The 22,707-nt window shown below is 70.8% G+C and carries 18 protein-coding genes and 1 pseudogene; 10 read left to right on the forward strand and 9 right to left on the reverse strand.

Annotated features, from left to right (window positions below; all coding sequences use genetic code 11):
* Window positions 1–104: 104 nt before the first annotated feature.
* The gene (locus M3667_RS01540) at window positions 105–1,292 is read right to left on the reverse strand and encodes a benzoate/H(+) symporter BenE family transporter (RefSeq protein WP_251504113.1); all 1,188 of its coding nucleotides are present in this window, start codon (window positions 1,290–1,292) and stop codon (window positions 105–107) included.
* Between the two features lie 81 nt (window positions 1,293–1,373).
* Window positions 1,374–2,504, reverse strand: a complete 1,131-nt coding sequence (gene ispG / locus M3667_RS01545) for a flavodoxin-dependent (E)-4-hydroxy-3-methylbut-2-enyl-diphosphate synthase (protein WP_144831737.1) — start codon at window positions 2,502–2,504, stop codon at window positions 1,374–1,376.
* Window positions 2,505–2,740: 236 nt separating this feature from the next.
* Here ispG and M3667_RS01550 point away from each other — a divergent pair, with 236 nt between their 5' ends.
* On the forward strand, window positions 2,741–4,636 hold the full coding sequence (locus M3667_RS01550; protein ID WP_251504116.1) for an anthranilate synthase family protein: 1,896 nt from the start codon (window positions 2,741–2,743) through the stop codon (window positions 4,634–4,636).
* An 81-nt stretch (window positions 4,637–4,717) separates the two neighbouring features.
* Here the strand turns inward: M3667_RS01550 and M3667_RS01555 are convergent, their stop codons facing one another.
* A complete protein-coding gene (locus tag M3667_RS01555; protein WP_251504119.1) occupies window positions 4,718–6,034 on the reverse strand; it encodes a site-2 protease family protein in 1,317 nt (438 codons plus the stop codon).
* Window positions 6,035–6,121: 87 nt separating this feature from the next.
* On the opposite strand from M3667_RS01555, the gene M3667_RS01560 reads away from it, so the two are divergent.
* Complete coding sequence (locus M3667_RS01560; protein ID WP_251504122.1) at window positions 6,122–7,786, forward strand: Mur ligase family protein; 1,665 nt, start codon at window positions 6,122–6,124, stop codon at window positions 7,784–7,786.
* A gap of 302 nt (window positions 7,787–8,088) precedes the next feature.
* On the opposite strand, the gene dxr is transcribed toward M3667_RS01560, so the two are convergent.
* Window positions 8,089–9,171, reverse strand: coding sequence for a 1-deoxy-D-xylulose-5-phosphate reductoisomerase (gene dxr, locus M3667_RS01565; RefSeq protein WP_251504125.1), 1,083 nt, complete (start codon window positions 9,169–9,171; stop codon window positions 8,089–8,091).
* Window positions 9,172–9,228: 57 nt separating this feature from the next.
* A complete protein-coding gene (locus M3667_RS16935) occupies window positions 9,229–10,191 on the reverse strand; it encodes an FKBP-type peptidyl-prolyl cis-trans isomerase (RefSeq protein WP_251504128.1) in 963 nt (320 codons plus the stop codon).
* Between the two features lie 171 nt (window positions 10,192–10,362).
* Between M3667_RS16935 and M3667_RS01575 the strand changes: the two genes are divergently transcribed.
* The 4 genes and pseudogenes from M3667_RS01575 (at window position 10,363) to dhaM (ending at window position 13,525) form a co-directional block, all read left to right on the forward strand.
* Complete coding sequence (locus tag M3667_RS01575) at window positions 10,363–11,064, forward strand: 1-acyl-sn-glycerol-3-phosphate acyltransferase (RefSeq protein WP_251505032.1); 702 nt, start codon at window positions 10,363–10,365, stop codon at window positions 11,062–11,064.
* A gap of 102 nt (window positions 11,065–11,166) precedes the next feature.
* Window positions 11,167–12,162, forward strand: a pseudogene (gene dhaK, locus M3667_RS01580) (dihydroxyacetone kinase subunit DhaK).
* Window positions 12,159–12,794, forward strand: coding sequence for a dihydroxyacetone kinase subunit DhaL (dhaL, locus tag M3667_RS01585; protein WP_251504131.1), 636 nt, complete (start codon window positions 12,159–12,161; stop codon window positions 12,792–12,794). The pseudogene dhaK and the gene dhaL overlap by 4 nt, the downstream one beginning before the upstream one ends.
* Window positions 12,791–13,525: a dihydroxyacetone kinase phosphoryl donor subunit DhaM gene (dhaM, locus tag M3667_RS01590; protein WP_251504135.1), complete on the forward strand. Its 735-nt coding sequence runs from the start codon at window positions 12,791–12,793 to the stop codon at window positions 13,523–13,525. The genes dhaL and dhaM overlap by 4 nt, the downstream gene beginning before the upstream one ends.
* Window positions 13,526–13,549: 24 nt before the next feature.
* Here the strand turns inward: dhaM and M3667_RS01595 are convergent, their stop codons facing one another.
* A complete protein-coding gene (locus tag M3667_RS01595; RefSeq protein ID WP_144828511.1) occupies window positions 13,550–14,515 on the reverse strand; it encodes a sugar-binding transcriptional regulator in 966 nt (321 codons plus the stop codon).
* A gap of 112 nt (window positions 14,516–14,627) precedes the next feature.
* Between M3667_RS01595 and M3667_RS01600 the strand changes: the two genes are divergently transcribed.
* The 3 genes from M3667_RS01600 to glpK all read left to right on the forward strand — a co-directional run bounded on the left by M3667_RS01600 (window position 14,628) and on the right by glpK (window position 18,819).
* A complete protein-coding gene (locus M3667_RS01600; protein ID WP_251504139.1) occupies window positions 14,628–16,346 on the forward strand; it encodes a glycerol-3-phosphate dehydrogenase/oxidase in 1,719 nt (572 codons plus the stop codon).
* 120 nt (window positions 16,347–16,466) lie between these two features.
* On the forward strand, window positions 16,467–17,222 hold the full coding sequence (locus tag M3667_RS01605) for an MIP/aquaporin family protein (RefSeq protein WP_251504142.1): 756 nt from the start codon (window positions 16,467–16,469) through the stop codon (window positions 17,220–17,222).
* An 85-nt stretch (window positions 17,223–17,307) separates the two neighbouring features.
* Window positions 17,308–18,819 carry a glycerol kinase GlpK gene (glpK, locus tag M3667_RS01610; RefSeq protein ID WP_251504145.1) on the forward strand — a complete coding sequence of 504 codons (1,512 nt, stop codon included), beginning with the start codon at window positions 17,308–17,310 and terminating at the stop codon, window positions 18,817–18,819.
* Window positions 18,820–18,975: 156 nt separating this feature from the next.
* On the opposite strand, the gene M3667_RS01615 is transcribed toward glpK, so the two are convergent.
* Together M3667_RS01615 and M3667_RS01620 are read right to left on the reverse strand one after the other, a co-directional pair.
* Window positions 18,976–19,455, reverse strand: a complete 480-nt coding sequence (locus tag M3667_RS01615; protein ID WP_251504148.1) for a hypothetical protein — start codon at window positions 19,453–19,455, stop codon at window positions 18,976–18,978.
* A gap of 15 nt (window positions 19,456–19,470) precedes the next feature.
* The gene (locus M3667_RS01620) at window positions 19,471–19,941 is read right to left on the reverse strand and encodes an OsmC family protein (protein ID WP_251504151.1); all 471 of its coding nucleotides are present in this window, start codon (window positions 19,939–19,941) and stop codon (window positions 19,471–19,473) included.
* Window positions 19,942–20,076: 135 nt separating this feature from the next.
* Here M3667_RS01620 and M3667_RS01625 point away from each other — a divergent pair, with 135 nt between their 5' ends.
* Window positions 20,077–21,060, forward strand: a complete 984-nt coding sequence (locus M3667_RS01625) for an asparaginase (protein WP_251504154.1) — start codon at window positions 20,077–20,079, stop codon at window positions 21,058–21,060.
* A 97-nt stretch (window positions 21,061–21,157) separates the two neighbouring features.
* Here M3667_RS01625 and M3667_RS01630 read toward each other — a convergent pair whose 3' ends face one another.
* Complete coding sequence (locus tag M3667_RS01630) at window positions 21,158–22,690, reverse strand: APC family permease (RefSeq protein WP_251504157.1); 1,533 nt, start codon at window positions 22,688–22,690, stop codon at window positions 21,158–21,160.
* Window positions 22,691–22,707: the final 17 nt, after the last annotated feature.

Consider the following 22,707-nt stretch of genomic DNA (forward strand, 5'->3'; position numbering starts at 1 on the left):
CGACGACTCGCCTCCCCCGGGCACCCGGGTCTCACCGTCGAACGGCGAGGCCCGGCAGCCCGCACCCACCTCCGACATTGGCCACCCGCACGTGGTCAACCAGGTCAGACGGCGCGACGCCGGCCAACGTGCAGCACGGTGCGCACCACGAGCCCCGCCAGCAGGGCCCAGAACGCCGCGCTGACCCCGAAGACGGCGATCCCGGATGCCGCGACGAGGAACGTCACCACGGCCGGCACCCGCTCGCCGGGGTCGTCGATGGCCTGCTGCACGGCCGAGCCGAATGCGCCGAAGAGGGCCACGCCTGCCACCGCGGGGATGACTCCCGCCGGGGCGAGCAGCACGATCGCCGCGAACGCCGCCGACAGCGCGCCGAGCACGAGATAGGTGCCCCCGGCCGACACTCCGGCGACCCAACGCCTCTTCGGGTCGGGGTGCGCGTCGGGGCCGGCGGCGATCGCCGCGCTGATCGCGCCGAGGTTCATCACGTGCCCGCCGAAGCCGGCGGCCGCAGCCGAGCCGAGGCCGGTGACGAGCATCGCGGGGCGCCACGGAATCGTGTACCCGAGGCTGCGCATGACCGCGACGCCGGGGACGTTCTGCGACGCCATCGTCACCACGAACAGGGGCAGCCCGATGCCCACGACGGCGCCGAGGGTGAGGGTCGGGGCGGTGAACTCCAGATGCGGCAGCAGAGAGGCGGCATCCGCGTTCACGCCCGTGCGCGCCAGCTCGATCGCGACCACGACGATCGCGGCCACGAACGCCAGCGGCACGGCCCACCGGGGAAGCACCCGCGAGGCGATCAGCCACACGATGAGCACCGGCGCGACGCTCCACGGGTCGTCGACGAGGCCGACGAAGGGCGCGACGCACAGCGGCAGCAGCACCCCCGCGAGCATCGCCTGCGCGATCGAGGGCGGGATGCGTGCGATGAGCGCCCCCAACGGCGGGAAGAGCGCCGTGCACAGGATCAACGCCGCGCACACGAAGAAGCCGCCCACCACGGCCGACCAGCCGCCGTCGACCGCGCCGGTGGCCGCGAGCAGCGCGACACCCGGTGTCGACCACGCCACGGTGATCGGGATGCGATACCTCGATGCCAGGATCACGCAGCCGATGCCGACCACGAGGGTGATCGCGAGCAGACCGCTCGCCGCCTGCGCGGGCGAGGCGCCCACCGAGCGGAGACCCGTCAGCACGACGGCGAAGGTGCTGGTGAAACCGACCAGGGCGGTGACGACCCCGGCGATGAGGGGTCGGGCGAGGGAGGCGGTGGGAGTCTCGGTCATGAGAATCCCGACGCTATCGGACCGCGGGGGTCGCTCTCGGACGCGGGTGCGTTCGGCGGCCGGGCGTCGCGCCCAGGTGAATCAGGCCGTGATGACCTGGGCCGTGCCGGTCGCGGCATCCGGACCCATCTCGGCAGCGAGGCGGTTCGCCTCGGCGATGAGGGTCGCCACGATCTCGCTCTCGGGAACGGTCTTGACGACCTCGCCCTTGACGAAGATCTGGCCCTTGCCGTTGCCGGAGGCCACACCCAGATCGGCGTCGCGCGCCTCGCCGGGTCCGTTGACGACGCAGCCCATGACCGCCACGCGCAGCGGAACGGTCATGTCCTTCAGGCCCTCGGTCACGTCGTCGGCGAGCGTGTACACGTCGACCTGAGCGCGACCGCACGAGGGGCACGAGACGATCTCGAGCTTGCGCTCGCGCAGGTTCAGCGACTGCAGGATCTGGTGGCCGACCTTGACCTCTTCGGCTGGCGGGGCCGACAGCGAGACGCGGATCGTGTCGCCGATGCCCTCGGACAGCAGGATGCCGAAGGCCGTGGCGCTCTTGATCGTGCCCTGGAACGCGGGGCCGGCCTCGGTCACACCAAGGTGCAGGGGCCAGTCGCCGCGCTCGGCGAGCATGCGGTAGGCCTTCACCATGACGACGGGGTCGTTGTGCTTGACCGAGATCTTGAAGTCGTGGAAGTCGTGCTCTTCGAACAGCGAGGCCTCCCACACGGCACTCTCGACGAGGGCTTCGGGCGTGGCCTTGCCGTACTTCTCGAGCAGGCGACGGTCGAGCGAGCCGGCGTTGACACCGATGCGGAGAGAGACGCCCGCGTCTTTCGCGGCCTTGGCGATCGCGCCGACCTGGTCGTCGAACTTGCGGATGTTGCCCGGGTTCACGCGCACCGCGCCGCATCCGGCGTCGATCGCCTGGAACACGTACTTCGGCTGGAAGTGGATGTCGGCGATGACCGGGATCTGGCTCTTCTTGGCGATGATGTGCAGCACGTCGGCATCGTCCTGCGACGGCACCGCCACGCGAACGATCTCGCATCCGGATGCCGTGAGCTCGGCGATCTGCTGCAGCGTGGCGTTGATGTTGGTGGTGGGCGTCGTGGTCATCGACTGGACGCTGACGGGGGCGTCGCCACCGACGAGCACCTTGCCGACCCGGATCTGACGGGTCTTGCGACGAGGCGCGAGGGTCTCCGGCACGCGGGGCATTCCGAGGTTCACAGCAGGCACGGGCTCAGCCTACGCCGCCCGCACCGCACGGGGCCTGAACCGCCGCCGAGAGCCCCCTGTGGTAGGTTCGGCGCCATGCATGCACCCCTGTCTTGGTGGCCCACCGTCTAGGCGGTGAGCACGCATGCGCAGACCGCCCCTCCCCTGGAGATCCGGGCGGTCTTGTTGTTTCCGGCGGCCGCTTTGGACCCACGATCACAGACGGAAGTACCTCGATGACCGGGCCCGACCCCTCCACCCTGCTCGCCGACCTCGCGGCGGGATCCGCCCCCTTCGCCCTCATCGCCCGTGACGGCGAGTCGGTCGAGGTGCTCACCGGCGATGTCGTCGATGTCGAGCTGCTCGCCGACATCCCGCTGATCGACACCTCGGGCGCGCCGCGCGAGGTGCTCGCCCTCGTGCCGTACCGCCAGGTTCGCGAGCGCGGGTTCGTCTGCCACGAGGACGGCGCGCCGCTGCGGTGCCTCGTGATCGACGAGCGGGTGGCCCTGCCGCGCGCCGAGGCCATGACCGCCCTGCCCTCCTCCCCCGTGCCGCTCATCGACGCCGGCTTCGACATCGCCGACGAGGACTACGCCGACATCGTGCGCCGGGTGATCGCCGACGAGATCGGTCGCGGCGAGGGCGCGAACTTCGTGATCCGCCGCGACTTCGTGGCCGGGGTCGACGTCGACCCGCGCGTGGCCGCCTTGACGTGGTTCCGCGCGCTGCTCGAGCACGAGAAGGGCGCCTACTGGACCTTCGCGGTCGTGACCGAGGGGCACATCGCCGTGGGCGCGAGCCCCGAGGCGCACGTGAGCGCCAAGGACGGCATCGTCACGATGAACCCCATCTCGGGCACCTTCCGTCACCCCGCCGGCGGGGCGACCGCCGAGACCCTCGCGGAGTTCCTGCGCTCGACCAAAGAGACCGAAGAGCTCTTCATGGTCGTCGACGAGGAACTGAAGATGATGAGCGCCGTCTGCAGCGACGGCGGACGCATCACGGGCCCGCACCTCAAGGAGATGTCGCGCCTGACCCACACCGAGTACATGCTGCGCGGCCGCAGCGACCTCGACCCGCGCGACATCCTGCGCGAGACGATGTTCGCCCCCACCGTGACCGGCTCGCCCATGCAGAACGCGTGCACGGTGATCGCCCGCCACGAGACGACGCCGCGCGGGTACTACTCCGGCGTCGCCGCCCTGTTCACCCCGAACGGCAACGCCGAGGGGCCCACACACGACCTCGACGCCCCGATCCTCATCCGCACGGCCTATCTGGTCGACGGACGCCTGCGCGTGCCGGTGGGAGCCACCCTCGTGCGCCACTCCGACCCCTACGGCGAGGTCGGCGAGACCCACGGCAAGGCCGCCGGCGTGCTCGGAGCGATCGGCGCCATCCCCCGCGACGTTCCCGCGGCCCCCGCCGACGCCGACCCCGACGCCCCGGCCGCCGCCCGTCGGCCGCTGGCCGAGGATCCCGCGATCGCCGAGCTGCTGGCATCCCGCAACGAACGTCTCGCGCCGTTCTGGATGAACCCGCAGGACCCCGACGGATCGGGCCCGTTCGCCGGTCGCACCGCCCTCGTGGTCGACGCCGAGGACCGCTTCACCACGATGCTCGCGCACCAGCTGCGCCACCTCGGACTCGACACCCGCATCGTCCACTGGTCGGAGGCGTCGGATGCCGACGTCGACGGCGCCGACCTCGTCGTCTCGGGCCCCGGTCCCGGCGACCCGCGCGACGACAGCGCGCGGATGAGCGCGATGCGCCACGTGGTCTCGCGGCGGCTGACGAACGACGCCCCGCTGCTCGCGGTGTGCCTCAGCCACCAGATCCTCGCCGACCGGCTCGGCCTCGACCTCGCGCCGCTGGCGCAGCCCCACCAGGGCTTGCAGAAGAGCGTCGACGTGTTCGGCGAGCCCGCCTCGATCGGGTTTTACAACACGTTCACGGCACGGGCGACGGATGCCGCGACCCCGGGCGTCGACATCGCCGCGGATGCCGAGACGGGCGACGTCTACGCCCTGCGGGGCCCCGGCTTCGCGAGCGTGCAGGGGCATCTGGAGTCGATCCTGTCGCGCGACGGCATGCGCACGCTCGAGCGTCTCATCGCTCACGCGCTCTGACGGGCGCGGCCCCCGCGCCGAGGTGGCTGGGCCTGAGGTGGCTGAGCCCGTCGAAGCCCCCGCCACCCGCGGCGCGGAGCGCTAGAGCAGCTGCACCGGGTTGAAGACGTCGGCGAGGAACAGCACTCCGCCCATGCCGACCAGCAGCACGACCACCACGAAGGTCAGGGGCACCAGTTTGGTCGCGTCGACCGGCCGGGCGACCGTGCCGCGCACGCGCGCGAACCAGCGCTTGATGCCGTCCCACAGCGCGACGACCACGTGACCGCCGTCGAGGGGCAGCAGCGGGATGAGGTTGAACACGAACAGAGCGATGTTCAGCGCCGCGAGCAGACCGATGATCGCCCCCACGCGGTCGAGTATCGGCGCGTCGATGGCGGCGAACTCGCCGGCCAGGCGCCCGGCGCCGACGACGCTGAGCGGACCGTTGGGGTCGCGCGGCTGGCCGGTGAACAGGTCGACGGCCGTGTCGTAGACGCGCACCGGAAGCTGCGTCATGATCTGCGCGACGCTGCCCACCTGCTGGATCGTCGCCTCGGGGCCGGCCCAGATCGGCTGCGGAACCAGAGTCTGCTGAGCGGTGAGCCCGGCGAAGCCGAGGGTCTCGTACTCGGGCGCGCCGGATGCGTCGGTGACGGCCTTGCCCTGCGCGTCGGTGACGGCGCGGTCGGTCTGCGCCGGCGTCACGCTGACCGTCTGCTGGGTGCCGTCGCGGTCGATGACGACCGACAGCGCCTGGCCCGGCGACTTCTGAATGATCGCCGCAGCTTCGGCGAACGTCGACACCGGGGTCCCGTCGACCGACACGATCTTGTCGCCGGGCTGGATGCCGGCGGCGGCGGCCGGGGCGACGGGGTCGGTCGAGGTGCAGTCGGTGCGGTTGTCGCTGGCCGGGATCACGCACTGCGACACCGCCGCGACGGTCGTGGTGGCCGTGGCCACGCCGATGCCGCTGAGTGCGATGGACGAGAGCACGAAGGCCAGGATGAGGTTCATGATCGGTCCGCCGAGCATGACGATGATGCGCTTGTAGACCGGCAGCTTGTAGAAGACGCGGTCGTCGGCCGCGATCAGCGTCTCGGCGTTCGCGTCGCGGGCGTCCTGCACCATCGTGGCGAAGAAGCGCGAGCGCTTCTTCTCTGGGGCGCCGTCGTCGGGGGCCGGCGGGTACATGCCCGCCATCGAGATGAATCCGCCCAGGGGAAGCAGCTTGAAGCCGTACTCGGTCTCGCCGATGCGCTTGGACCACAGCGTCGGTCCGAAGCCGATCATGTACTGGCCCACGCGCACGCCGAAGAGCTTGGCAGGCAGCAGGTGTCCGATCTCGTGCAGCGCGATCGAAACGGCGAGTCCGACGACGAGCACGACGACGCCGATGAGGAACGCGATCGCAGTCACCCGCCGACGATACCGCCGCGGGCCTTTGAACCGCCCGTGCGGCCGCGATGCGGTGTCTGTGCGACCCCGGATGAGACAATGGTGGGGATGTCCTCCGACGCCCCCTCGAACCTGCCGCCCGTCCTCCGACCGGAGCGTCCGCCCCGCCGTGACCTCGCCGAGCTCGCCCGCCGTTACGGCGTGCGCACTGTGGGAGACGTCGACGGCACGACCCTGACCGGCATCACGCTGGCGACGGCCGATCTGCGCGCGGGCGAGGCCTTCGTGGCGATCCGCGGCGTCAACCGCCACGGCGCGGAGTTCGCCGCCACCGCCGCCGAGCGCGGCGCCGTCGCGGTGATCACCGACGACGCGGGCGCCGAGATCGCCGGACCGACGGGCCTCCCCATCGTCGTGGTCGACGACCCGCGCGCGCTGCTCGGCGACCTGTCGGCCTGGGTCTACGGCACCGGCCCCGACGACCGGCTTCCTCAACTGCTGGCGACCACCGGTACAAACGGCAAGACGAGCGTCTCGCACCTGCTCGAGGGCATCCTCGGCCAGCTCGGCGTCGTGACCGGACTGTCGTCGACCGCCGAGCGCCACATCGCGGGTGAGGTCATCGTCTCTCGACTGACCACGCCCGAGGCCTCGGAGTTCCACGCCCTGCTCGCCCTCATGCGCGAACGCGGCGTCGAGGCCGTCGCCGTCGAGGTCAGCGCCCAGGCCCTCACCCGGCACCGCGTCGACGGCCTCGTCTTCGACGTCGCGGGCTTCACCAACCTCACCCACGACCACCTCGACGACTACGCCGACATGCGCGAGTACTTCGAGGCGAAGCTCCCTCTCTTCCGCCCCGACCGCGCGCGCCGCGGTGTGGTGTGCCTCGACTCCGCCTCGGGTGCCGAGATCGCCGCGCGGGCCGAGATCCCCGTCGTGACCATCGCGACCCCGGCCATCGCCGAAGACGCCGCCTCCGCGGCATCCGCCGATTGGACCGTCGAGATCGTCGACGAGCGCCAGGAAGGCACCGAGTTCACCCTCAGCGACGGCAAGGGTCGCTCGTTGACCACCGTCGTGCCCGTGATCGGCCGGCACATGGCCGCCAACGCGGGCCTCGCGATCGTCATGCTGCTCGAGGTCGGCTACACGTGGGAGCACGTGTTCAGCACCCTCGACGGCGAGCGCATCGACGCGTCGCTGCCGGGTCGCACGCAGCTGGTCTCGGGCCCCGAGGGCCCCGCGGTCTACGTCGACTTCGGTCACTCCCCCGACGCCTTCGAGAAGACGCTCGCCGCCGTGCGCCGCGTCACGCCGGGCCGGGTCGTCATGCTCTTCGGCGCCGACGGCGACCGCGACGCCACGAAGCGCCACGACATGGGGCGCACCGCGGTCGAGGGCAGCGACATCCTCATCGTGACCGATCACCACCCGCGTCACGAGAATCCCGACACGATCCGCGAGGTGCTCGTCGAGGGCGCTCGTCGTGCACGTCCGGATGCCGAGATCCACGAGTTCACCCCGCCCGAGCGCGCGATCCTCGAGGCCGTGAAGCTCGTCGGCGAGGGCGACGCGATCCTCTGGGCCGGCCCCGGGCACCAGGACTACCGCGACATCCGCGGGGTGCGCACGCCCTACTCGGCGCGCGAGCTGTCACGCCGTGCCCTGCGGGCCGCGGGCTGGGCCGTGCCCGACCCCCAGTGGCCCGTGCCCTATCCGCTCGACAGCACGCCGTCGTCCGACCCCGAACGCCCGGTCGACTTCCCCGCCTGATAGCGCGAGGCGGCTGCCGCGAGGTGGCCGAGCCTGCCGAAGCCCCCGGGCCTGCGCACGCGCGAACGCAAGGTGGCTGAGCCAGTCGAAGCCACCGGGCCTGCGCACGCGCGAACGCTAGGTGGCTGAGCCAGTCGAAGCCACCGGGGCCACGCGGGGCCCGATCCCTTCGACAAGCTCAGGGACCTCCGTAACGCGAGGGACCACCGCACGCCCGGTCCCTTCGACAAGCTCAGGGACCTCCCGATCGCGAGGAGGCACCTCCCGAACGCGAGAGGGCACCTCCCGAACGCGGACCGGGGTCAGCGCGCGGCGATGATCTCGTCGGCGGTGCGGCGCGCCCAGGTCTCGGCCTCGGCGAGCGACTCGCGCGTGAGCCGCGCCGGCGCTTCGTGGCGGTCGACGACGCGCTCGATCAGCTCGACGATGTCGAGGAAGCCGAGGCGCCCCTCGTGGAACGCGTCGACGGCCTGCTCGTTCGCGGCGTTGAACACGGCCGGGTAGGTCGCGCCCGCGCGTCCGACGCGCTTGGCGAGCGCGACCGAGCCGAAAGCCTTCTCGTCGAGCGGCTCGAAGGTCCACTGCGAGGCGCGGGTCCAGTCCAGGGGCACTCCGACGCCGGCGACGCGATGCGGCCAGTCGAGACCGAGCGAGATGGGCAGGCGCATGTCGGGCGGCGATGCCTGCGCGATCGTCGAGCCGTCGACGAACTCGACCATCGAGTGCACGATCGACTGCGGGTGCACGGTGACGTCGATGCGGTCGTAGTCGACGTCGAACAGCAGGTGCGCCTCGATCACCTCGAGGCCCTTGTTGACGAGGGTCGCGGAGTTCGTCGTGACGACGCGCCCCATGTCCCACGTCGGGTGGGCGAGCGCCTCAGCGGGGGTGACGTCGACGAGCTGATCGCGCGAGCGTCCGCGGAAGGGGCCTCCGGATGCCGTGAGCACGAGCCGGCGCACTTCCGACGCCTCGCCCGAGCGCAACGCCTGCGCGATGGCCGAGTGCTCGGAGTCGACGGGGACGATCTGCCCCGGGGCCGCGAGCGCCGTGACGAGGTCGCCGCCGACGATCAACGACTCCTTGTTGGCGAGGGCGAGGGTGCGCCCCTCTTCGAGCGCGGCGATGGTGGGGCCGAGCCCGACCGAGCCGGTGATGCCGTTGAGCACCACGTCGGTCTCGACGTCGCGGACCAGCTGCTCGGCCTCGACCGCGCCGAGGGCGAGGTGCTCGACGCCGAACTCGCGCGCCTGCGCCTCGACGCCGGCACGGTCGCGGCCGGCGGCGAGGCCCGCGACCTCGAAGCGTTCCGGGTTGGCACGGATGACGTCGAGCGCCTGCGTGCCGATCGAACCGGTGGACCCGAGGATGAGGACGCGGCGCATCCCGTCAGCCTACCGAGCCGGTGCCCGTCGGGAGCCGGGCGTCGGACGCGTGCCTGCCTACCCGGCGGCGGTCGCGTGCTGGACGCCGAGGATGTCGACGACGAAGACGAGCGTCGAGTTCGCGGGGATCTCGCCCTGCGCCTGATCGCCGTAGCCCGAGGCGGGCGGGATCACGACGACGACCTGCGAGCCCACGGTCTGTCCCTCGAGCGCCTGGCGGAAGCCGTCGACCACCTGGTTGGTGACGAACTGGGCGGGCTCGCCGCGCTGCCAGCTCGAGTCGAACACGGTGCCGTTGTCATACAGCGCACCGGTGTACTGCACGATGACCTGGTCGCCGGGGTTGACGACGTCGCCGGTGCCCTGGCGGAGGTTCTCGATGCGCACGTCGGTGGGAGCCGGGGCGTCGGGCATCGTGATCGTGGGGGCACCCGAATCATCGAAGGTGACGGTGGGCATGCCGTCGACGGGGGCGACCTCGGCGCCGTCGGCGCGGGTGGGCAGCTCCGAGATCGCGTCGGCGACCAGCACGAAGGCGGGCGAGCCCTCGCCGAGCGTTCCGGCGGGGAACGACGAGACCGTGCGCGCGCCGATGTTCTCGCACTCGAGGGCGGCGCCGAAGATCTGCTGCGAGTTGATCAGGGTGTCCATGCCGGCGGGCGCGGTGTCGAGCGACTGCAGCTGCACCTGGCCGGAGGCCGCGTCAATGAGCGTGTAGTTCGCCTTCAGCACGTCGCCGGCCTTGACCTGCTGGCCGGAGCCCTCGACGAGGGTCGTGCGCTGCAGCTCGGTGGGGGCGTACCCCGAGGGGAGGGTCACGTTCACCTTGCCCTGGAAGTCGCCCGAGACGACGAGGCCGTCGGGCGCCGGGGCGTCCGTCAGAGCGCTCTGGCACTGGCCGGCGTCGGCGGAGGCCGTGGCATCCGGAGTCTCCGCGGCGTCGGGCGAGCCGGCGCACCCGGCCAGCAGCAGCGCCGCGGCGGCGGCGACGGACAGGGAAGCGATCGGGCGGAAGCGCACGGGTGACCTCTCGAAGAAGACGGGGAACCTCCATCCTCGCGCATCCGGCTTTGGCGGGGCTGAGAGAGCGGTGCTGATCGCCCTATGCACACGCGGGCATGCTGCGGCGAGTAGCCTCGTCGAGTGAGTTCCGACGTGCCCGCCGAGACCCCCGCCGCACCGCCGCAGCAGATGGGCGCGGCCTACGGCCTGGGGCGGTTCTTCATCGCCCCCCTTGCCCGCGCCGTCTACCGGCCCCGCATCGAGGGGCGCGAGAACGTCCCCCGCACGGGACCGGTGATCTTCGCGAGCAACCACCTGTCGTTCATCGACTCGATCGCCATTCCCGTGGCCGCTCCCCGCCCCGTGCACTTCATGGCGAAATCGGCGTATTTCGAGAAGTGGGCCTCGCGGCAGTTCTTCACTGCGATCGGGGCGATCCCGGTCGAGCGCGGCGCCGGACAGAAGGCGCTCGACGCCCTCGATCAGCAGCGTGCGTTCCTCGACGACGGTCGCGCTGTCGCGCTCTATCCCGAGGGCACGCGCTCGCTCGACGGCCGTCTGTACAAGGGCCGCACCGGGGTCGCCTTCCTCGCTCTGCAGACGGGAGCCCCGGTCGTGCCGGTCGGGCTGATCGGCACCGATAAGGCGATGCCCGTGGGGGCGAAGTTCCCGAGCACCTCCGAGCGCATCACGGTGCGCTTCGGCACGCCGCTCGATCTCTCTCCGCACGGCCCCGCGACCTCGGGGCGCGCGCGCCGCGGCGCCACCGACGAGATCATGGCGGCCATCCACGCCCTCAGCGGGCAGGAGCTCGCGAACGCGTACAACGAGGCCCCCGCGCAGAACCCCCTCGAGCGCATCAAGCAGGTGCTCCCCCACGAGCGTCTCTGACGAACCCGCACCTCTCGCGCGCCGACCCTTGACGTGACGCCGCGCGGCGACCAGGGTCGTGACTGACGGCCCGAACCGTCGACGCCACAACGAGGAGGCAGCGTGAAGAAGTTCGTCAACGACCCCGCGAACGTGCTGGCAGAGGCCCTGCGCGGCATCGAGGCAGCGCACCCGGATCTGCGGGTGGATGCCGAGAACCGGGTCATCCTGCGGGCCGAACCGACCCGCGCCGGCAAGGTCGCCCTCGTCTCGGGCGGAGGCTCGGGCCACGAGCCGATGCACGGCGGATTCGTCGGGCGCGGCATGCTCGACGCCGCCGCCGCCGGAGAGGTGTTCACCTCCCCCACTCCCGACCAGGTTCTCGCGGCGACGCAGGCCGTCGACTCGGGCGCTGGTGTGCTCCACATCGTGAAGAACTACACCGGCGACGTGCTCAACTTCGAGATGGCGGCCGAGCTCGCCGCCGGCGAGGGCGTGCAGGTCGAATCCGTCGTCGTGGCCGACGACGTCGCGGTCACCGACTCCACCTGGACCGCGGGTCGCCGCGGCACCGGCACCACCGTCATCCTCGAGAAGGTCGTGGGGGCCCTCGCCGAAGAGGGTGCCGACCTCGCCGCCGTCGCCGCCCTCGCGCGCCGCGTGTCGGAGGCCGGTCGGTCGATGGGCGTCGCGCTCACGAGCTGCACGGTCCCCGCCGCGGGGCGGCCCACCTTCGAACTGCCCGACGACGAGATGGAGGTCGGTGTCGGCATCCACGGCGAGCCCGGCCGTTCGCGCGTGAAACTGGCATCCGCTCACGAGATCGCGAAGCTCATGGTCGATCCGATCGTGCACGACTTCGGCGAGGCCGTGGGCCCGGCGATCGTTCTGCTGTCGGGTCTGGGCGGCACCCCGCTCATCGAGCAGTACCTGCTCTACGGCGAGATCGCCCCGCTGCTGGCCGAGGCGGGCGTCGACGTGCAGCGCGTGCTCATCGGCGACTAAATCACGAGCCTCGACATGGCGGGCGCCTCGCTCACCGTCGTGAAGGCCGACGACGAGATGATCCGCCTGTGGGACGCCCCGGTCGTCACCCCGGGCCTGCGGTGGGGCGCATGAGCGACGCCGTCTCGACCGACGACCTCGTCGCGTGGATCCGCGCGTTCCGCGACGCCGTGCACGAGCACAAAGACGAGCTGACGCGCCTCGACTCCGAGATCGGCGACGCCGACCACGGCTCGAACATGGCGCGCGGCCTCGACGCGGTCGTCGCCAAGCTCGACCCCGTGCCGGCGAATGCCGCCGACCTGTTCAAGACGGTCGGGATGACGCTCGTCTCGTCGGTGGGCGGGGCGAGCGGGCCCCTGTACGGCACGCTCTTCCTGCGCATGGGCCCGCCCCTCGCGGGTGACGGAGAGGCGGATGCCGCATCGCTCGGCGCCGCACTGCGCGCGGGCGTCGAGGGCGTCGTCGCCCGCGGCAAGGCCGAGCTCGGCGACAAGACCATGATCGAGGCCCTCTCGCCCGCGCTCGACGCGTGGGACGCCGCCGCCGCCGACGGACCGGTCGCCGCCGCGCGCGCCGCCGCCGACGCCGCAGCGCGCGGGCGCGACGCCACCGAACCGCTCGTGGCGCGCAAGGGCCGCGCGAGCTACCTCGGCGAGCGCAGCGCCGGACACATCGACCCGGGCGCGACCTCGGCGACCCTGCTGCTCGAGGCATTGCGCGACACGCTGGCGGGCGCGGAGTGATCGGCATCGTCGCGGTGTCGCACTCGCGCGCGCTCGCGGAGGCCGCGGTGCACCTGGCCCTGCAGATGGGCGGAGACCAACCGCCCGCGGTGCGCGTGGCCGCGGGCGGCCCCGACGACGATCTGGGCACGGATGCCGTGGCGATCGCCGCGGCCATCGACGAGGCCGACTCCGGAGACGGGGTGCTCGTCCTGATGGACCTCGGCTCGGCGATCCTCAGCGCCGAGACGGCGGTGGAGTTCGTCGCGGCCCCGGAGCGGGTTCGGCTGAGTCCCGCGCCGTTCGTGGAGGGCCTCGTCGCCGCCGTGGTCACGGCCGCGGGTGGGGCCGATCTCGCCGCGGTGGCGGCGGAGTGCGCCACCGCGGGCGAGGCGAAGCGCCGTCAGCTCGGCGACGAGGCGTCGACGGTTCCGGCTGCCGCGCCCCCGGCATCCGCCGATGACACCGCCGGCGACTCGCTGTCGTTCGAGGCGGTCGTGTCGAACCCCTCGGGGCTGCACGCCCGGCCGGCCGCGACGTTCGTCAAAGCCGCGTCGCGCTTCGGCGCCGAAGTGCGCATCGCCGACCTCGACACGGGGAGCGCCGAGGTGTCGGGGCACAGCCTGCTCGCGCTCATGGCCCTCGGTGTGCGTCAGGGCTCGCGCGTGCGCGTCAGCGCCTCCGGGCCGCAGGCGCGGCAGGCGCTCGACGAGCTGCGGGCGCTGATCGACGACGGCTTCGGCGAGCGCTGATCAACGCGCCGCCCCGCCCGCGGCTCAGCGGGTGACGGCGAGGAGGCGGCGCGCGAGGGACTCCTCGACGACGAGCTCGGTGATCAGTCCCGCGGCGAGGGCCCCGCGCAGTCCGTCGAGCTTCGACAGGCTCGACACGACGCAGAAGCGTCGCGGGATGCGCCGCACCGTGTCGAGGTCGGGTCCGCTGGACCGCGCGTTCAACTCGGGGATGTCGCTTGACCCGTCGGCCCGGTAGAACACCGTCGCGCAGTCGCCGACCACGCCCTCGCGCTCGATGACCGCGCGGTCGCGCTCGTCGAAGTAGTCGCCGCTGTACACGTGCGAGGGGACGTCGGCGTGGGGCGAGCCGAGTCCGAACACGAACAGACCGACGCGCTGCTGGATCTCCAGCACCGAGCGCACCGACCGTTCGCGCCACATGGCTTGCTTCGTGCGGGGATCGTCGAACAGGGCCGGCACCGGGAATTGGTGCACCGACGACGACCACGCCGCACCGAACTTCGACAGGATCTCGCCCGCGTAGGGGATGCCGGAGGTGCGCACGTTGGCGGCGCCGTTCATCTGCACGATGTGCGTGTCGTGCACGTCTTTCTGCGGCACGTGGCGCGCCATCGCCGACAGGGTGGAGCCCCACGCGACGCCGACCGTCATCGACGACTCCACCCGCTCGGCGAGGATCCGGGCGGCCGTCAGGGCCGTGCGCTCCAGGCGCTCCGCCTCAGAGGTGCGCGCGGGCGTGGGCACGATGTGCGCCGTGATGCCGAACCGGTCGGCGATGCGCTGAGCCATCTGACCGCGGGCGTCGTCGGGCGGGCTGATGGAGATGGTCACCAGTCCCACGTCGCGCGCGTGCTGGAGCAAGCGCGACACCGATGAACGCGACACCCGCATCTCGTGCGCGATGGCGTCCATCGTGAGGTCTTGCATGTAGTAGAGCTGCGCCGCGCGCAGCGCGTCGCGGGAGCGCTCTTCGGCCTGTGTGGTCATGGTCTTCTCACCCGCATGAACACCATTGTGCACGTTTGTTCAAGGGGCTTGCAACAACGTGCAGACAAGCGCAATCTGGTCCGCGTACCAACTACGAAAGGTCGCAGTCGACATGTCGTCCCCTACTTCTTCGCTCCGCGCCGACGTCCAGGCGCTCCGTGACGCCGAAGACCTCGACGTTCTGATCATCGGTGGGGGCATCAACGGCCTCGCCACCCTCCGCGACCTTGCGCTCCAGGGCGTCAGCGTCGCCCTCGTGGAGCGCGGCGACTTCGTGTCGGGCGCCTCCTCGGCCTCCAGCCACATGGTGCACGGCGGCATCCGCTACCTCGAGAACGGCGAGTTCCGTCTCGTGAAAGAGGCGGTCACCGAGCGCAACGACCTGCTCAAGACGGCCCCGCACTACGTCAAGCCGCTCGAGACGACCATCCCGATCTACAAGACGTTCTCGGGAATCCTTTCGGCGCCCTTCCGCCTGCTCGTCACGCACGGCCGCGGCAAGCCCAACGAGCGCGGCGCCCTGCTGATCAAGGTCGGCCTCATCATGTACGACACCTTCTCGCGCGACGGTGGCTCGGTTCCCCGCCACACGTTCCTCGGCAAGAAGAAGTCGCTGCAGGCCCTCCCGCAGCTCAACCACGACCTGCGCTACACCGCGACCTACTTCGACGCCTCGATGCACGACCCCGAGCGCATCGCCCTCGACGTGCTGCGCGACGGCATCGAGGCCGGTGGCGGCCGTACCCAGGCCGTCAACTACGTCTCGGCCGTCGGCGCCGACGCCAACGGCGTCCGGGTGCGCGACGAGGTCTCCGGCGAGGAGTTCAGCGTCAAGGCGAAGGTCGTGCTCAACACGGCCGGTCCGTGGACCGACCTCGCCAACTCCGCCATGGGCCTCGACACGAAGTTCATGGGCGGCACCAAGGGCTCGCACATCGTGCTCGACAACCCCGAGCTCCTGGCCGCCACCGGCGGACGCGAGATCTTCTTCGAGCACTCCGACGGCCGCATCGTGCTGATCTACCCGCTCAAAGACCGCGTCCTCGTCGGCACCACCGACATCGACGCCGACCCCTCGAAGCCCGTGGTGTGCACCGACGACGAGATCGAGTACTTCTTCGACCTCATCGGCCACGTCTTCCCGAAGGTGGGTGTCGACCGCTCGCAGATCGTCTACACGTTCAGCGGCATCCGCCCGCTCCCCCGCCACGACGACACCGCGCCCGGCTTCGTCTCGCGCGACTACCGCATCGTCGAGGACGAGATCGCGGGTGTCCCCGCGATGAGCCTGGTCGGCGGCAAGTGGACCACATTCCGCGCCCTCGCCGAGCACCTCAGCATGAAGACGCTGCAGAAGCTGCGTCGCCCGCACCGCGTGAGCACCCAGGGTCTCGCGATCGGTGGCGGCGCCGGCTTCCCCGCCACGCCCGAGCAGCGTCGCCGCTGGGTGTCCGCCCGCACGAATGCGCACTCCGGCGAGATCGTCGAGGCCATGCTCGAGCGCTACGGCACGCGCGCCGACGCGATCCTCGCCGCCCTCCCCACGGAGCCGACGCCCGTCCCCGACGCGCCCGGCTACTACCGCGAGGAGCTCGCGTGGATCGCCGCGAACGAGCAGGTCGTGCACCTGATCGACGTGCTGCTGCGCCGTACGCACCTCGCCTTCGTCGGCGGCATGACCGAGCGGACCCTCCGCGAGGTCGCCGAGGCCGTCGCCGAGCCGCTCGGATGGGACTCCGCCCGCGTCGATGACGAGGTCGCCCGTTCGACGGAGATCCTGCGCTCCGCGCACCGCGTGGATCTGGCACAGGCCGGGGTCGCTCGAATCTGAGAGAACGTGCGGGCGCGCCGACTATTGCGCGCCCGCGCGTGACCCATAGGTTCGGATCACCGAGCCGCATCACGCTCGAGCCGATGGAGGCCGAGCAGTAGGAGAAAGGTCGATGACGACATGCAAGATGTGAACCTGGGGCTGTACTTCCTCTCGGAGGTGGTCGGAACCGCGATGCTCATCCTCTTGGGCTGTGGTGTGGTGGCCAACGTGGCCCTCGCCAAGACCAAGGGCAACGGCGGCGGAACCTTGATGGTCAACTGGGGCTGGGGCCTGGCGGTGTTCGCCGGTGTCATCGTCTCCGCGTACTCCGGAGCACAGCTGAACCCCGCCGTGTCGATCGGTCTGCTTGTGGCCGGCAAGATCGGCATCGCGCAGTTCTTCGTGGCCGTGGCCGCGCAGATGGTCGGTGCCATCATCGGTGCCGTGCTCGCCTGGGCCTCGTACAAGCAGCACTTCGACGACGAGCCCGACCCCGCCGCCAAGCTGGGCGTGTTCTCCACCGGCCCCGCGATCCGTTCGTACGGCTTCAACTTCCTCACCGAGGTCATCGCCACGTTCGTGCTGGTCTTCGTGATCTTCGGCTTCGGCGACTACGGCGTGGCCTCCATCGGCGTCCCGGGCGGCATCGGCGGCCTCGCGGCCGTGCCCGTCGCCCTGCTCGTGGTCGGTATCGGTGCGAGCCTCGGTGGCCCCACCGGTTACGCGATCAACCCGGCCCGTGACCTCGGCCCGCGCATCGCCCACGCCATCCTCCCGATCAAGGGCAAGGGCTCCAGCGACTGGGGCTACGCCTGGGTGCCGGTCGCCGGTCCTCTGGTCGGTGGTCTGCTCGCGGGTCTGCTGGCCCCCGTGCTGCTCGGCCTCGGCAAGTAACACCTCCGCGGGGGCGTCACCCGGCGCCCCCGCCTCCCTTCTCCACCTCTTCACCTCTCACTGATTCAGACAAAGGAGTCCATCCATGGCTGACTACGTCCTCGCCATCGACCAGGGCACGACCTCGACGCGCGCGATGATCTTCGACAAGTCCGGGAGCGTCGTCTCCGTCGGGCAGAAGGAGCACGAGCAGATCTTCCCGCGCGCGGGATGGGTCGAGCACGACCCCGCCGAGATCTGGCGCAACACCCAGGAGGTGATCGGCCTGGCCCTCAGCCGCGCCGACATCACCCGCCACGACATCGCCGCGGTCGGCATCACCAACCAGCGCGAGACCGCGGTGGTCTGGGACAAGAACACCGGCAAGCCCGCGTACAACGCCATCGTCTGGCAGGACACGCGTACGCAGTCGATCGTCGACCGTCTCGCCGACGGCGACCCCGAGCGCTACAAGAGCATCGTCGGCCTGCCGCTGGCGACCTACTTCTCGGGCACCAAGATCGTGTGGATCCTCGAGAACGTCGACGGGGCCCGTGAGAAGGCCGAGGCCGGCGACCTCATCTTCGGCACCACCGACTCCTGGGTGCTCTGGAACCTCACCGGCGGCATCGACGGCGGCGTGCACGCGACCGACGTCACCAATGCCAGCCGCACGCTGTTCATGGACCTCGAGACCCTCGAGTGGCGCGACGACATCCTCTCCGACTTCGGTGTTCCGCGCTCGATGATGCCCGAGATCCGCTCCTCCTCCGAGGTGTACGGCACGGTCGAGTCGTCGTCGCTGCTGCGCGAGACGCCGATCGCCGGCATCCTGGGCGACCAGCAGGCCGCGACCTTCGGCCAGGCCGCCTTCGATCCGGGCGAGAGCAAGAACACCTACGGCACGGGCAACTTCCTCATCTTCCAGACGGGCGAAGAGATCGTCCACTCGAAGAACGGTCTGCTCACCACCCTCGGCTACAAGCTCGGCGACCAGCCCGCCCGGTACGCGCTCGAGGGCTCGATCGCCGTGACCGGTTCGCTGATCCAGTGGCTGCGCGACCAGCTCGGCATCATCTCCTCGGCCCCCGAGGTCGAGGCGCTGGCCAGCTCGGTCGACGACAACGGCGGCGTGTACTTCGTGCCGGCGTTCTCGGGCCTGTTCGCCCCGTACTGGCGTCCCGACGCCCGCGGCGCGATCGTCGGCATGACCCGCTACGTCAACAAGGGCCACATCGCGCGCGCTGCGCTCGAGGCGACGGCCTTCCAGACGCGCGAGGTGCTCGACGCCGTCAACGCCGACTCCGGTGTCGACCTGGCCGAGCTCAAGGTCGACGGCGGCATGACCGCCAACGACGCGCTGATGCAGTTCCAGGCTGACATCCTGGGCGTGCCGGTCGTGCGTCCGGTCGTCGCAGAGACCACCGCCCTGGGCGCCGCATACGCCGCAGGCCTCGCGGTCGGCTTCTGGGACAACCTCGACGACCTGCGTGCCAACTGGCAGGAAGACAAGCGCTGGGAGCCGAACATGGACGGCGGCGAGCGCGACCGCGAGCTGCGCCTGTGGAAGAAGGCCGTCACCAAGTCGATGGACTGGGTCGACGACGACGTGCAGTAAGCACCCCCGAACGAGACGGAACCCCGTCGGCATCGCGCCGGCGGGGTTCCGTCTTTTCTCGTGGGGGGCTGAGCCCGCCGAAGAGCCGAATGCAGCAGGAGGTCCCTGAGCCCGCAGAAGGTCCCCGAGCCCGTCGAAGGGCCGCCCGCCGCGCCGTCAGCGCTGCGGCTTGGGGAACGCCGCACGCACGGGGTCGGACTGCAGGTAGTCCGAGACGCCGATGAGCAGGATCGCGAAGAGGATCTGCTCGGTCACGACCCAGAAGGGGTACAGCCCCGGGATCGCCGCGAGCACGAGAGCCACGATCGGGAAGATGCGACTGAACAGCTGCAGGCGCCGGAACGCCCAGTACCACCCGGCACGGGCGCGCCAGAGGAAGTAGAACAGCGTCGTCGTGATCGCGAGTACCACCAGGCACCGCATCCACACCGCGAAGCCGACGTCGTCGCCGTTCAGCGTCATCACCAGCGCGATGACGACCGTGGCCACGCCGAGCACGAATCCGGCGGCCAGCAGCAGCGTGATGGCCCGGAAGGCACGGCGCACCTTCGGATCGTCCGAGACGTCGACGCGGTGATCGGCCTGCCGTCCGCCGGCCAGGCGGTCGAGTCGGCGCAGGGTCGGTTCGAGCTGCATCCGCTCACTCTACGATCAGCCGACGGTGACCTCGGGCTCGTGGTGCACCGGGAAGTTGACGGAGTTGGCGATGAAGCACCACTCCCGCGCCTGTTCGTGCGCGGCGAGAGCCGCCTCGACCATCGACTCGTCGGCGACGCGCACGCGCGGGCGCAGCGTCACCTCGGCGAACGCTCCCCCGCTGTTGCCGTCCTCCTGCAGGGTCCCCGAGGCGTCGTCCTCGTACCCGGTCACGACGACCCCCGTGGTGACGCACGCGTGCAGGTACGACAGCAGGTGGCATTCGCTGAGGGCGGCGAGCAGCAGCTCCTCGGGATTCCACTTGGCGGGATCGCCGCGGAAGGGCTTGTCGGCGGATGCCGCGATGGCGGGCTTGCCGTCGACCTCGAGGGTCACGGCGCGGTCGTACTCGCGGTACCCGCTCGTGCCGGTGCCCCGGTCGCCGGTCCAGGTCGAGCGCAGGCGGTAGTGGTGCTCTCCGTTCATGCCTCCAGTCTGCCCCTCTCCGTCGCGTGCGTCGCCGAAGTCCGTCGCTTCGAGGGGACCGGAGACGACGGATCCCGGCGACGCGCACCGGCGTCCACCCGGGGGCGGAGCGACCCTGCGCGATACGATGAAGGGATGCCCGCCACGCCCCCCGCCTCCGTCGAACTCGCCGTCGTCGATCGCAACGGATTCGTCGAATCACGCCACTTCGGCGTCGCCGTCGTGCTCGCTCCCGACGGCACCGAGAAGATCACCCTCGGCGACGCGTCGGCGCCGTTCCTCCCGCGATCGAGCATGAAGCCCCTGCAGGCGCTGGCGTGCCTGTCGGCCGGAGCCGATCTCGCCGACGAGCGGCTCGCGATCTCGATGGCGAGCCACTGCGGCACCGACCGCCACGCCCAGCTCGCCCGCGACATCCTGCAGTCGGCCGGTCTCACCGAAGACGACCTCGGCTGCCCCGCGGCGTGGCCCACCGACACCGCCTCGCGCGACGAGCTCGTGCGCGATCACGGGGCCCCCTCCCCCCTGCGCATGAACTGCTCGGGAAAGCACGCCGCGATGCTGCTCACGTGCGTCGCCAACGGCTGGTCGACGACCGACTACCTCGACCCGCAGCACCCGCTGCAGGTGCACATCCGCGAGGTGCTCGAGCGTCTCGTGGGCGAGCGCATGACGACCACCGCGATCGACGGCTGCGGCGCCCCCGTCTACGCGATGAGCATGGTCGGCCTCGCCCGGGCGATCCAGCGCATCGCGACCTCGTCGGAGCGCTCGCCTTTCGCCCTGCACCGCAGCGCCGGCACGCTCGTGCGCGCGGTCAAGGAGCACCCGTGGACCATCGACGGTCCGGGCCGCCCCGACACGATCGTCATCGAGCGCCTCGGGGTGTTCTCGAAGATGGGCGCAGAAGGCGTACAGGTCATGACCGCACCCGACGGCACGACCGTCGCGCTGAAGATGTTCGACGGCTCCAACCGCGCCGCGCACGCCGTGGCACTCCGCCTCCTCGAGCGCGCCGGCTCCCTCGCCCCCGAAGCGGTCTCCGACACCCTCGCGCTGCTGCCCCTGACGGTGTCGGGCGGCGGAGGCGTGGTCGGCTCGATCCGCGCCGTCGTCTGAGCCCAGCCGCACCGCGCTTCGCGGCACGACCGCGAGCACGCGCACGGCCGCCGCACGGCATCCGCCCGCCCTCTCGGGGAGCGGATGCCGTGACGGCTCAGATTCCGCCGTCGACCGACCGCGGGTAGGCGATCGGCTCGTCGGGCACGAGCACCTCGGTCTCGCGGTTGAGGCTCTCGCCGCGGAAGAAGGGCTTCGACCCGGGGAACGCGAACCACACGAGCATGAGCACCACGCCGATCGCGAGGGCACCGATGCCCACGACGAAGGTGCCGCCGATACCCAGCAGCACGGTGTTGCCGTACTCGGGGTCGTACATGTCGATCGCCGACTGGACGAACGCGTAGGTCAGCATGAGCGCACCCAGCAGCGGCAGGATGCCACGGTAGAACAGGCTCTTCGCCGACGAGAACAGCTCGCGGCGGTAGTACCAGACGCACGCGTACCCGGTCATGGCGTAGTAGAACGCGATCGCCAGCCCCAACGACAGGATCGAGTCCTGCAGGATGTTGTCGCTGATGAGCGTCATGCCGATGTAGTACAGGCTCGCCACGATGCCCATGACGAGCGTCGAGAACGACGGCGTCTTGTACTGCGGGTGCACCGTCTTGAACCGCTCGGGCAGCGCCTTGTATGCCGCCATCGCGAGGGTGCCGCGCGCGGTGGGGAGGATCGTGGTCTGCGTCGACGAGACGGCCGAGATGAGCACGGCGACGATCAGCAGCCAGCCGAACGGGCCGAAGAGGCCGTCTTTGAGGGCGAGGAAGACGTCGTCGGCGTTGTCGGGGTTGGCCAGGCCCGCCCCGTCCTCGCCGACCCCGGCGTACATCATGGCGGCGACGGTGACGGTGACGTAGGTGCCGAGCAGGATGACCGTCGTCAGGAGAGCTGCGCGACCGGGGATGCGCTTGGGGTCTTTGGTCTCTTCGTTCAACGCCAGGCACGTGTCCCAGCCCCAGTAGATGAACAGCGCGAGCAGCACGGCCTCGGTGAAGCCGCTCCAGTCGGTGAACCCGAGCGGGTTGAACCAGGCGAGGTCGAAGGGCGTGGGGTTCGGAGCCGTGCCGTCGAAGAACTTCCACAGCGCCAGCACCACGAACAGGGCGAGCACGATGTACTGCACCGCGAGCAGCACGTTCTGCAGCTTCTCGCCGATCTCGACGCCGCGGTAGCTGACGTAGGTCATCGCCGCGATGAAAGCGACCCCGGTGGCGGTCACCAGCGGCACGTTCTCGGCGAGAGAGCCGTCGCCGATCAGCGACCACAGGTAGATGCCGGCGATCTGCGAGAGGTTGGCGAGCACGACCATGCCCGCCACGGCGACACCCCACCCGCCCATCCAGCCGACCCACGGACCGAACGCCTTGGTCCCCCACGTGAACGTGGTGCCGCAGTCGGGGATCTCGTTGTTCAGCTCGCGATAGGCAAAGGCGATGAACAGCATCGGCACGAACGCGACGACGAAGGCGATCGGCGCTTGAGCGCCCACGGCCAACACGACGAATCCGAGGGTGGCAACGAGCGAGTAGACGGGGGCGGTGGATGCCAGACCGATCACGGTCGAGCCCCACAGGCCCAGGGTGCCGGTGGCCAGGCCTTTGCCGGCCGTCCGTTCGGGTGCGGAGGTCATATGCCGAACGTAGAATC

The organism is Microbacterium sp. P26 (genome assembly GCF_023712585.1).
In the GTDB taxonomy this organism is placed as follows: domain Bacteria; phylum Actinomycetota; class Actinomycetes; order Actinomycetales; family Microbacteriaceae; genus Microbacterium; species Microbacterium algihabitans_A.